The 11,480-nt window shown below is 59.2% G+C and carries 9 protein-coding genes; 5 read left to right on the top strand and 4 right to left on the bottom strand.

What is annotated here, in order from left to right; all coding sequences use genetic code 11:
• The first annotated feature begins 21 nt into the window (after positions 1-21).
• From H586_RS0114845 to rlmN, 4 genes are all read left to right on the top strand, one after another.
• Positions 22-978, top strand: coding sequence for an aspartate carbamoyltransferase catalytic subunit (locus H586_RS0114845; protein WP_027182441.1), 957 nt, complete (start codon positions 22-24; stop codon positions 976-978).
• Positions 978-2,258: a dihydroorotase gene (locus H586_RS0114840; RefSeq protein ID WP_027182440.1), complete on the top strand. Its 1,281-nt coding sequence runs from the start codon at positions 978-980 to the stop codon at positions 2,256-2,258. The genes H586_RS0114845 and H586_RS0114840 overlap by 1 nt, the downstream gene beginning before the upstream one ends.
• A 114-nt stretch (positions 2,259-2,372) precedes the next feature.
• Positions 2,373-3,695 carry an HD domain-containing protein gene (locus H586_RS0114835; RefSeq protein WP_011368738.1) on the top strand — a complete coding sequence of 441 codons (1,323 nt, stop codon included), beginning with the start codon at positions 2,373-2,375 and terminating at the stop codon, positions 3,693-3,695.
• Positions 3,696-3,860: 165 nt separating this feature from the next.
• Positions 3,861-4,937 carry a dual-specificity RNA methyltransferase RlmN gene (gene rlmN, locus H586_RS0114830; RefSeq protein ID WP_027182439.1) on the top strand — a complete coding sequence of 359 codons (1,077 nt, stop codon included), beginning with the start codon at positions 3,861-3,863 and terminating at the stop codon, positions 4,935-4,937.
• 106 nt (positions 4,938-5,043) lie between these two features.
• On the opposite strand, the gene H586_RS0114825 is transcribed toward rlmN, so the two are convergent.
• The 4 genes from H586_RS0114825 to H586_RS21180 form a co-directional block, all read right to left on the bottom strand.
• Positions 5,044-7,065 carry a methyl-accepting chemotaxis protein gene (locus H586_RS0114825; protein WP_027182438.1) on the bottom strand — a complete coding sequence of 674 codons (2,022 nt, stop codon included), beginning with the start codon at positions 7,063-7,065 and terminating at the stop codon, positions 5,044-5,046.
• Between the two features lie 672 nt (positions 7,066-7,737).
• Positions 7,738-8,322, bottom strand: coding sequence for a hypothetical protein (locus H586_RS0114815; RefSeq protein WP_011368741.1), 585 nt, complete (start codon positions 8,320-8,322; stop codon positions 7,738-7,740).
• Between the two features lie 140 nt (positions 8,323-8,462).
• Positions 8,463-9,881, bottom strand: coding sequence for a Y-family DNA polymerase (locus H586_RS0114810; RefSeq protein ID WP_234702975.1), 1,419 nt, complete (start codon positions 9,879-9,881; stop codon positions 8,463-8,465).
• 81 nt (positions 9,882-9,962) lie between these two features.
• Positions 9,963-10,550 (bottom strand): LexA family protein, encoded by a 588-nt coding sequence (locus H586_RS21180; protein ID WP_337955204.1) that lies wholly within the window; start codon positions 10,548-10,550, stop codon positions 9,963-9,965.
• Positions 10,551-10,646: 96 nt separating this feature from the next.
• Between H586_RS21180 and H586_RS19465 the strand changes: the two genes are divergently transcribed.
• On the top strand, positions 10,647-11,468 hold the full coding sequence (locus H586_RS19465; RefSeq protein ID WP_011368744.1) for an energy-coupling factor transporter transmembrane component T family protein: 822 nt from the start codon (positions 10,647-10,649) through the stop codon (positions 11,466-11,468).
• Positions 11,469-11,480 lie beyond the last annotated feature (12 nt).

The raw sequence follows: 11,480 nt of genomic DNA, 5'->3' as shown, positions 1-11,480 counted from the left end.
CCGCAATGAGACCGGAAGACAATGCAAGACCAAGAACGATTCATCTGGCCCCACAAAGATCTGCTGGACGTCACGCAACTCTCCCGTGAGCAAGTCAGGCATCTGCTGGACCTTGCCGGACAGTTTCATGAAATAAACCAGCGCCCTGTAAAAAAGGTTCCCACCCTGAAAGGAAAAACCGTGGTGCTGTTCTTTGCGGAGCCGAGCACCCGCACGAAAACATCGTTCGACATGGCGGGAAAACGCCTTTCAGCCGACACGTTTTCACTGGCCAAATCAGGATCCAGTCTGGTCAAAGGCGAAAGCCTGAAAGACACCGCGCTGACCCTGCAGGCCATGTCGCCGGATGTCATCGTCATCCGCCACACCTCCAGCGGGGCGGCACAGTTTCTGGCCGAACGGCTGGAATGCGCCGTGGTCAACGCGGGCGACGGCTGGCACGCACACCCCACACAGGCGCTGCTTGACGCATTTTCGCTCAACCGCGCATGGAACGGACAATTTGAAGGCAAGACTCTGCTTATTCTGGGCGATATTGCCCACAGCCGTGTTGCACGGTCCAACGTGCATCTGCTCACCCGCATGGGTGCCAGAGTGCGCCTGTGCGCGCCGCGCACCCTGCTGCCGGCAGGCGCCGACACATGGCCCGTCGAAATCTTTGACAATCTGAACAAAGCCGTTCAGGGGGTCGATGCAGTCATGGCGCTGCGTCTGCAGCTGGAACGCCAGCAGGCCGGTCTGCTGCCCGACCTGCGCGAGTATGCCTCGCGCTACTGCCTGAACCTGAACCATATGCAGCATGCAGCCCCCGGTGCCAGGGTGCTGCACCCCGGCCCCATGAACCGCGGTGTGGAAATTTCGTCCGCCCTTGCCGACGCCGGCCAGAGTCTGGTGCTTGACCAGGTGGCTTCCGGCGTGGCCACACGCATGGCCATTCTGTTTCTTCATGCAACCCGCAAAGACACGGGAGACCGCTGATGTCTGATCATATTTCCGGCACACTGTTTGTTTCGGGCGCGCTTCTTTCCGGACGCGCGGTGGATGTCACCGTATCGGGCGGACGCATTGCCGCCGTCAGCGAACACGGGGCGGCCCCCGCGCCGCAGCACGCCGAAACTGTGGACGCGGCGGGCAAGATACTGTTTCCCAGTTTTATTGACTGCCACGTGCACCTGCGCGAACCCGGTTTTGAGTACAAGGAAGACATTGCCTCCGGACTCGCAGCCGCTGCGCACGGCGGATTCGGGGCGGTACTGCCCATGGCCAATACCAGTCCCGTCAACGATCAGGGCAGTGTGACCGAGCTGATGCTGGAACGCGCCCGCAAGGCATGGCCCCACGGCCCGCGCGTGCATCCTGTGGGTGCCGCCACCAAAGGACTGAAAGGCGAAGAACTGGCCCCCATGAGCGAACTGGCCGCCGCGGGCTGCGTCGCCTTTTCCAACGACGGACTGCCGGTGGGCGGTGCCGAAATGTTCCGCCGCTGCATGGAATACGCCGCAGACTTCGGTAAAATAGTCATCGATCACTGCGAAGATCCTTCACTGGCGCGCGGCACACACATGAACGAAGGGGTGACCAGCGGACGCCTGGGAGTCAAAGGACAGTCGGTGGTGGCCGAATCGGTACAGGTGGCCCGCGACATTCTGCTGGCCGAATATCTGGGCATTCCGGTCCATCTGGCACATATCAGCTGCCGTCAGTCCGTGGAGCTTATCGCGTGGGCCAAGCAGCGCGGCGTAAGAGTAACGGCCGAAACCTGCCCGCACTATCTGCTGCTGGACGATCTGGCACTGGAACAGTACTCCACAGCAGCCAAGGTCAACCCGCCGCTGCGCACCCCCGACGACGTGGCGGCCATGCGCCGTGCCGTGGCTGACGGCACCATAGACATACTGGTGACAGACCACGCCCCGCATGCCGCGCACGAAAAGGATACCCCGCTGGATGAAGCGCCCAACGGCATTTCCGGTCTGGATACGGCGGTGGCTCTGACATGGCGTCTGGTGCAGGAAGGCCTGCTGACCGAAGCCGACATGGTGCGCCTGTGGTGCCATGCTCCGGGCAGCCTGTTCCGTCTGCCGGTAAACCGCTTCACGGCGGGCGACCCTGCAAATTTTTTCCTGTTCGACCCTGCGCATGAATGGACTGTGACCCCTGAGGCGATGCATTCAAAAGGCAAAAACACGCCCTTTACCGGGTGGAAGCTTACCGGTAAGGTGACATCCCACTGGATGGGCGGTCACAGAATAGCATGACCGCAATAATGCCTTTCGGGCGGTTCCGGCTTGACAACGCACGGTTAGCTTGAAATGCATTGGCTGAACGAACAGCTTTTCCGCCGAAAGCCGGCGTATGCATAAGGAGGAAGAATGACCCAGCCCTTCAAGGATGCCATAGGCATCTGCAAGGCCATAATGCGCAACGGGTACGACGCCTACGTGGTCAACACCCAGCTGCAGTCCGAAATTCTCGATCAGGACTGCCTTGAAATAGACATCGCGTGCGAGCCCGGTTATGTGGAGCTCGGCAAGATTTTTCCCGGTCTTGAAATGTCCGGCGAAGACGGCGTGGTGGGCACCCTGCGCGAAGGGGGAACCCTTTTCCGCTTCTACCACACCGACACTGATGATTCTTCGCATCCGGAAGCCACACTTGCCCGTGTGACCCCCACCATGCTGCGCCGCCTTGAGGCAAAAGGTACGCTGCCCGCCTCGCTGGCCTGTCCGTTCATTCCCAGCTCGGCGGAAACATATCAGGGCTTTGACGATTTTTCCAAGGGCGACATACGCTTTGAGGGCGTGCCCGACGAAACCCTGCGCCGTTCTTACGTACTGGGTGTGCGCGCCATGCGCATAGCCGCCAACTTCGACCTGCCCATCGAACCCAACTCGTGGATGGCCATAGTACGCAGTGCAAGCCGCATTCTAGACTATGTGCCGGTAACGGAAATCATGGACGAATGGCGCAAGGTGGAAGCCGAAAACATGTACAAGTTCGTCCAGCTGATGTTTGACTCCATGCTGCTGCACGGACTCATTCCCGAACTGGCCGCACTGTCGCGCATCCGCCACCTGCGCACGCCCGAGGCAGGCGAAGAGACCGTGCTCGACCACACCATAGAATGCATGCGCCGCTACCCCGAAGAACTGCCCTTTGACTGGCTGGGCACCGTGGCCACCATGTTCCACGATGTGGGCAAACTGTATGCCGCCGAATACTACAACGGCAAATGGACATTCTATCAGCACCACCGCATCGGTGCCAAAGTCACACGCAAAATTCTGCGCAGGCTGCACTTTCTGCCGGAAGATGTCGACCTTATCTGCCATCTGGTGCGCAACCACATGCGTTTCCATTTCATGCTCACCGACAAGGGTATACGCCGGTTCAAGGCGCTGGATGAATACCCGCGCCTGATTGAAATGGCCAGAGCCGACATTAAAGCCCGCGACGGCAACTACACGCACTTCAACCACAATATGAAGTACCTTGAACGTGCCGAAACCCCCGAGCAGATGCTGGAACCGCTGCTGAACGGCAACGAAATCATGGAATTCACCGGTCTGAAGCCCGGCCCCTATGTGGGGGTTATCCGCGATGCGCTGCTTAAAGCGCAGGTTACGGGTGAGGTGACCAGCATGGAAGAAGCCATCGAGTACGTCAAAACGTACAGTGAACGCGCTCCCCGATAAAAAAATCAGGGCCGGAGGGGTTCCCCTTCCGGCCCTTCTTCCTATATTCCCCCTGTCGACGCCGCCCGTTTTTACCGCGGGCTGCTGCCTTTCCCGTCGTGCCGCAGCGCGCCGGGCCGCGGCAGCGCCTGTGCGTCAGCCATTCCACTCACCGGAGAAACAGTCATGGTCGATATTCTGAACCTGACATTTGAAGAGCTTGAAACTTTTCTGGTGGAAAAGCTCGGCGAAAAAAAATTCCGCGCCCGCCAGATATGGCAGTGGCTGTGGAACAAATATGTGCGCGATTTTGACCAGATGACCAATGTATCGAAACAGACCCGCGCACAGCTGAAAGAACACGCCCGCATTTTCTGGCCAGAGGTGGTCACAACCAGCAAAAGTCAGGACGGCACCACAAAATTTCTGCTGCGTCTTGCCGACGGCGCACTGGTGGAAACAGTGCTCATACCCGGTTCACAGGGCAGGATTACCCAGTGTCTTTCCTGTCAGGTGGGCTGCGCCATGGGGTGCACCTTTTGCGCCACCGGCACGTTGGGGTTTGAACGCAACATGACCATGTCTGAAATACTGGGGCAGGTGCTGGTGGCACGCGAATATCTTAACGACGTCGCCGAACGGCCCATCCTGCGCAATCTTGTCTTTATGGGCATGGGTGAACCGCTGCTCAATCTGGACGAAATCATGCGCAGCCTGCACACGCTTAACAGCGAACTGGGACTGCAGTTTTCTCCGCGGCGCATCACGGTTTCCACCTGCGGGGTAAACCCCGAAGGGCTGCGCAGGCTGGGCGAAAGCGGGCTTGCCTATCTGGCTGTATCACTGCACGCGCCCACGCAGGAACTGCGGCGCACCATCATGCCCAAAGCCGCCCGCTGGGAACTGAATGACTTCATTGAAGCCCTGCAGAGCTACCCGCTGAAAACGCGTGAACGCATAACCTTTGAATATCTGCTGCTGGGCGGGGTCAACGACTCGCTGGAGCACGCAAAACAGCTTGTCCGGCTTGTTTCACGCACCAAGGCAAAGCTCAATCTCATTGTGTACAACCCGTCGGGCGACGAGGCAGACCCTTATGCAGCCCCCACGGAAGAACGCATTCTGGCTTTTGAGCAATACCTGTGGTCAAAGCATGTCACGGCCATCATACGCAAAAGCAAAGGGGCGGACATCAAAGCCGCCTGCGGTCAGCTGAAAGCCGCCGAAACTGGCGGCACCCCCTGCTGCGCGCAGAGCGACTGACCCGATGCCGCCCTCTGCGGCACAGCCATAAAAAAGACTCCGTACCGGCCACCCTGCGGTGCTCCGGTACGGAGTCTTCATATTTCACAGACAGCCGCAGCTCGCGCTACTGTCTTTTAAGCTGCTCAACCACGTTTTGCAGTTCCTGAGCCATACGGGCCACGTTGCTTACCGCTTCGCTGGACTGCGTCATCACCTCGGACGTTTCCGCCGCAATGCGGTTTATTTCTTCCGCACCACGGGCTATCTGCTCGCTGGCGGCAGACTGCTGTTCCGACGCAGTGGCAATGGAGCGCACCTGATCGGCGGTGCTTTCCACCACGGAATGGATGCTGCCCAGTGATTTGCCAGCACGACCGGCAAGTTCTGTCGATTTCAAAACGGCCTCGCCCGCCTTGTCCATTCCTTCAATGTTTTCACGCGTGCCCTGCTGGATGGCGCTTACCGCTGCGCCCACTTCCGAGGTGGCCTGCATGGTCTTTTCGGCCAGTTTACGCACTTCGTCGGCCACCACGGCAAACCCGCGTCCGGCATCGCCCGCACGGGCAGCTTCAATGGCCGCGTTAAGCGCCAGCAGATTTGTCTGGTCGGCTATATCGCTGATAACGGTCATGATCTTGCCTATACCCTCGGCGTGGCCGCCCAGCGTGTTCAGGCTCTCCTTCAGACTGGTGGCGCGGTTTTTCACCTCGGTGATGGACTGGATAACCGCTTCCACAATCCCCTGTCCCTCTTCGGCATTATTTCTGGCATTGTCGGCACTTCCTGCGGCTTCCGACGCATTTCTGGCCACTTCCAGCACCGTGGCATTCATTTCTTCTATGGCAGCGGCAGTTTCAGAAGTACGCTCGCGCTGCACATCGCTTCCGCGGCTCGCTTCTTCCACCTGTGCCGCCAGCTGTTCCGACGCCGACGAAAGTGACAGAACCACGTGCTCCAGCTGGGCGGCAGCCTGCAGCATACCTTCGCGCTTGGCATTATCCGCTGCTTTGCGGGCTTCTTCAGCCTCCTGCATGGCCACATTGGCTTTTCTGCTCTGTTCCTCGGCCTCAATGGTCTTGGCTTCCGCCGTCTGAATCATGCTTTTGAGATTCTGCACCATTTTACGCAGCGCATCAGCCAGTACGCCTATTTCGTCCTGCCGCTGAACGCGCAGTGTATGGTCCAGCTGACCTTCGGCAACGGCCCCGGCGTATCCCGCGGTCTCACTCATGGCCCCCGCGATATTGCGCACAATAAGGAACAGAACACCGGCAACAAGCAGCGCCACAACCACGGATATGACCCGCACGATATCGGCAAGCTCGTAAGCCGCAGAGTAGATGTCGTCTTCAAAGGCGGTGACACCCACAACCCAGCCGGTTTCCGGTTCCCGCGAATATACAACATCTTTCCACCGGCCATTTTCCTCATGATTCAATTTGCCGGAATCGTTTTTGAGCATTTCTCCGGCCCAGTTCTGCTTCAGCAGATTGGTCATCAGCAGCGAGGAATCAGGATGCGCCAGCACGTTACCGTCGGAGGCCATAATAAATGCGTAGCCTTCCTTTCCTATGGTTACCGGTGCCACAAAGCGTTCCGAAAAGCTGCCCAGTTCCAGCGTACCCAGAAAGACGCCGGCCACTCGGCCGTCACGCATACACGGTACAGACACCACAAAAATCAGGTTACCTGTCAACTGACTTTTCAGCGCGTCTGAAACCACAGGGGTTCCGTTCATGGCTCCCCTGAAGTATTTCCGGCTGCTTATATCAAGCCTGCCGACTTCTTGGGGGTAGGTGCTGGCAATAATATTTCCGTCCGCGTCCGCCAGTTTGACAGCGTCAAAGTCGGGGTAGTTCTTTTTAAACTGCTGCATTTCGCGGGTGACTTCATTCATATCGCCACCTGCAAAAGCCTGTGTAATCTCATCGCGCTGCGCCTGCAGCGTAAGATCGCGTTTGGCATCCTGCACCCAGGTGCCTATAAGTCCGGCCACAGATTCGGAAACCTGTGTCATATGCGCGTTGACGGCCGCGGTGACCGCCTGTTTGGAATATGTCTGGGTAAGCCATGCCGAGGCCCCCATGCCGATAACCAGAATAGTCAGTGTCGGCACCAGAAAGCGTGCCCTGAGATTCATCTTCATTCTATTGCCCCATTGTAAAAAGCACATGCTCCTGCCTGACCGCAGAACCGGATCAGGCGCCCCTCTCTGCCGCCGCACTCCACGCGGCACCGGCAACAAGCAGGCCAATATGCAAGTATAGCCTGCCTGCCGCCTGCTACAACCCTGTTTCACATTATTATTTCACCATGCTGAGAGCAGCGGCAAATAACGCCGGCCCTGCGGAAGACAGATACCGTCGCAAAGCGCGGACGGTCCCCCCGTCTCACCGGCAGCACAAAAGTGACACCGCATAGTGAATAAGCATACACTCAGCATCTGCCAAGGTGCGGTGCCCACTGTATACTAACCGCACATTGTTACATATACATTTTTTTTATAAATACTGGCCATCTGTGCATAGATTATTTTTTATGCCCCACTGGTGCAGCCACTGCATAAACGATACACACATATTGATTCACAGTTCATGACACCATCAGAATACCGCTTATACGCAACATGTACGCAGCAGCGAACACGCTGTCTCCCTGCTGTGCAGGCATATTTTCGCGCAGACTGTCTGCTCCGGGCTTTTTCGCGTAACTGCCTGCTGCAGCATAAAAACGCGCAGCGGATATCCCACTGCGCATAAAAAAAGCAGCCTGCAAAAGCAGGCCGCCTGAAAATTTACTGAAAAAAAAGAAGTCGTCGTCAGGAAGCGCGGGGCAGCAAAGGCGCATCGCGCAGCAACTGCCGCAGAACATACAGATGCCTGCCGTCCTGCTGTACAAAACTCGTACCCACGGCAATACGGGGAGGCTTGACACTTACATGGCTGGCGTTACAGGGAAAAACTGCGGGGAACCCTGCTTCGGAAGGTGTCATTTCCAGTTCGAAATACGGCAGGGTACCATCGGGAACCTGCCAGACATCCAGCCCCTGTTCCGCCACTTCCAGATATGCGCCGTACATGGAAAGATTTTTTACCACCACCGGCACAGGAGCGCCGGTAAAAGGATACAGCCGCATGACGGCCCGTATCTCCACAACATACCGTTCCGAACGCCGCCGCTCGCCGCCGGCATATTCCCGTACAGGAATCGAAGGTTCCGGTCCTTTGTCATACATAAAAAACGCATCACTGCAGCGGTTCCACAATTCGATGGCGTCTTCCGGTTCCGTCGCACTGGGCCCTATACGTCCGCACCGTCTGCAGACGATGAAACGGAACACACCGTCGTCGGCCAGCGTAAGCTCCCTGCCGTCGCATCCGCCGCATTTTCCGGGTACGGACATATCAATCCTCCTGCCTGTTGCCGTGCTGTTGCCGTGCAGTTGCCGCGCAGTCACCGCGCAGCCGCCGCACCGTACGCAGCGACGGCACAGTGTATACGGCAGCACACGCCATGTCAGGTAGGAACTTCCCCCAAAAAAGCTCAGCGCACAAGCGGCAGTTTTTTCCAGTCCGAAGTGTAGCGGGGCGACAGGTGTTCCTGTTTCATGCTCCACGGCCTTCCCAGACCGGCCGCCGCGTATTCCAGCGTTCCCCTTCCGAAACGTGCATTCACCGCATCGGCCGCCGCCATGAGCCGCCTTCCCCGTTCCAGTCCCCGCCCTGTCCCCTGCAGGGCAGGCAGCATGGAAACCTGACGGGATACCGCAGATTCAAGCCCCGAAAGCATCACGCCGGCCTTCTGGTACCGGTAGCCATCGCGCCATATACTCTCCAGCAGGGCGCGGGCGCGGACTATCAGCTGCGGCGTATGGCTGGTGGGCACCGCAAGCTGCACCTGTGCGCTGTCGGCATAGCGCGGCCCGCCGCCGTGGCGCGGGGTGCTGATCATAACCCCCACGCAGTGCGCTTCAAGCTGTTCGCGCCGCAGTTTTTCGGCGGCCCGTGTCATATAGGCCGTGACAGCTTCGAGCATATGCTCCTTGTGCGTCACCAGTGTGCCGAATGACCGCGAAGAGACAACCGACCTGCGCGACGGCGGCGCATCATCCAGAGGCAGACACGAAATGCCGCGCAGTTCCAGCACGGTGTGCAGACCGGTCACGCTCATGTATCTGCGCACCCTGTCATCCGGTGCATCACGCAGCGCCCGCGCGGTGCGTATGCCCCATGTCCGCAGACGCCCCGCATGGCGCGCCCCCACACCCCACACATCCGTCACGTCCAGCGTTTCCAGCAACGCATCCATAACGTCAGGATCTGTCACTGCTCCAAAGTTGAATACTCCGGCATACCGGAAAGCCGCCGGCACCATGGCCCGGGCTCCGGCATTCTGCTGTTTGCTCAGCCTGTTTGCCAGCTTGGCAAGAGTCTTGGTGCAGCCCAGCCCCACCGACACGGGAATGCCTGTACGCCGGTACACCTCGCGCCGCAGGCACGCCGCATACCGCTCCGGCGACATACCCGGCGGCATGATCAGGCTGTCCAGCCGCATAAAGGCCTCATCAATGGAATACACATGCACATCCGGACAGAAACGCTCCAGCACCCGCATGACGCGTGACGACATATCACCGTACAAGGCATAATTGGACGAAAACACGGTCACCCCCGCGGACTCAGCATGTCTGCGCACCTTGAACCACGGGGCCCCCATGGGAATACCCAGAGCTTTAGCCTCTGCCGAGCGTGCAATGATGCAGCCGTCGTTGTTGGACAGCACAACCACGGGGCGGCGGACAAGGTCGGGCCTGAAAACCCGCTCGCAGGAAACATAAAAACTGTTGCAGTCCACAAGCGCATACAACGGACGCCCCTGCCGCTGTGCCGCGGGTGCGGACGGTGTTCCCCCGTCATGCCGCACGCGGGAACAGGCAGCTCTGCCCAGTACGGTCACATCCACAGCCGTCCCTCCTTCACGCACAGGCGCTGCATGCCGGTACTGCCGCAAGTGTAAGCACACCGGCGCGAAGCCCTGAACAGGTCACACCCTGTGCAACACACAGGTTACCACCCCCCAGACGGAAAAATCTTCGCGCCCGCTGACATCAACGGGACTGTAATCCGGATTTTCCGGAACCAGCAGCAGACGGTCTCCTTCTTTTTTAAGCCGCTTTACGGTCAGTTCCCCGTCCAGCACGGCTATCACCACCCGGCCGGTGGCAGGCTGCACGGCACGGTCCACCACCAGAATATCTCCGGCCCAGATACCGGCATCGCGCATGGATTCACCGTGGACGCGCACATAAAATGTCGATTCGGGGTTACGCACCAGATATTCGTTCAGGTCCAGCCGTCTGTCTATGTAATCGTCTGCCGGTGAAGGAAAACCGGCCGCCACGCAGGACAGCATAAGCGGTCTGTCCGCTGCGGCATGACGGATTTTCTCCGCCCCCTCATGCTGCGGTACCGCAGCCGCCAGCATATGCAGACCGTCAGCACCGCCGGTGTGCGCATGTGCCGGAACGGCGTCACGGGTGCGGGAAGGCCGCAATGCATGCGCCGCCGGTATCTTTTCCGCAAAAAGCTTGACCCCGTAAGGCTGTTGGGGCAGTCCGCTGTGGTACGACATGTCATCCTCCGGTATTTGCGTGCTTCGGCACAACAGCATATCCTCCGGCTCACCTCAGACAAGTACCGGCAACGCATTGCCCGGACGGGACACCGCATGAACACTTTTCCGGCACCGCACCTTCAGCAGCAGACAGACCGCAACACCCCGCCTCCACGGCAGATTCCCCTTTACCGGCTGGACCCGCGCGCCCGGCTGCTCTGCGCAGGCACGCTGGGCGTACTGGTGTGGCAGGCTCCGCCCCTTGCCGTGGCTGCCTATGCACTGCTGGTGGCTGCCCTGTTTCTTTTTTCCGGCACGGCCACCCGCACGGGATTTTCCATGGCCCGGCCGTATCTCTGGTTTGTGCTGTTATGGGCCGGCGTAAAGCTGGCGGCAGACACTGCCGGACTGGGCCCCGCGGCACAGGCGACCGCACTGCCCGCAGCAGACCGGCTGCTGGAAGCCCTGCCTCAGGCAGGCCTGATGGCTCTGCGTCTGATGGTGCTCATCGGCATAGGGCTGCTGCTGACGCTGACAGGCTCTCCCCGCTCTCTGGGACTGGCCATGGCATGGTTTCTGAAACCCGTGCTCGGGAGACGGGCATGGCATGCAGCGCTGTCTCTGGCCCTCATGGTGCACTTTCTTCCGCTTATTCAAAAAACAGTGGCGCAGGTTCGTCAGGCCATACGTCTGCGTGCGCCCCGCTGTACGGCTGTGCGCCGGTGGCTGCTCATCCCGCAGGCCACCCTGCGCGTCATGAGCCAGAAAACATGGGCCCAGACCGTGGCCGTGGCGGCAAGAGGGCTGGACTCTCCGGATGCGTGGGAGCCGGACTTTCCCCGCCAGCCGGGGGCATGGTGCCTGTGCGGACTGTTCCTTCTGCTTGCTGCCGCGCCTGTGTGGCTGCCATTTTGTCTTGACTTTCAAATTTTTTAATATCAATTCATT

Origin of the sequence: Oleidesulfovibrio alaskensis DSM 16109, assembly GCF_000482745.1 — a bacterium.
Lineage (GTDB): Bacteria > Desulfobacterota > Desulfovibrionia > Desulfovibrionales > Desulfovibrionaceae > Oleidesulfovibrio > Oleidesulfovibrio alaskensis.
Note: the sequence above shows the minus strand (reverse complement) of the source record. Positions and strands in the feature narration are given on the sequence as shown.

What these genes read in the sequence shown, in the direction of transcription:
- H586_RS0114845 (WP_027182441.1), top strand. Translation starts at nt 22, where the DNA reads ATGCAAGACCAAGAACGATTCATCTGGCCCCACAAAGATCTGCTGGAC.
- H586_RS0114840 (WP_027182440.1), top strand. Translation starts at nt 978, where the DNA reads ATGTCTGATCATATTTCCGGCACACTGTTTGTTTCGGGCGCGCTTCTT.
- H586_RS0114835 (WP_011368738.1), top strand. Translation starts at nt 2,373, where the DNA reads ATGACCCAGCCCTTCAAGGATGCCATAGGCATCTGCAAGGCCATAATG.
- rlmN (WP_027182439.1), top strand. Translation starts at nt 3,861, where the DNA reads ATGGTCGATATTCTGAACCTGACATTTGAAGAGCTTGAAACTTTTCTG.
- H586_RS0114825 (WP_027182438.1), bottom strand. Translation starts at nt 7,065, where the DNA reads ATGAAGATGAATCTCAGGGCACGCTTTCTGGTGCCGACACTGACTATT.
- H586_RS0114815 (WP_011368741.1), bottom strand. Translation starts at nt 8,322, where the DNA reads ATGTCCGTACCCGGAAAATGCGGCGGATGCGACGGCAGGGAGCTTACG.
- H586_RS21180 (WP_337955204.1), bottom strand. Translation starts at nt 10,550, where the DNA reads ATGTCGTACCACAGCGGACTGCCCCAACAGCCTTACGGGGTCAAGCTT.
- H586_RS19465 (WP_011368744.1), top strand. Translation starts at nt 10,647, where the DNA reads ATGAACACTTTTCCGGCACCGCACCTTCAGCAGCAGACAGACCGCAAC.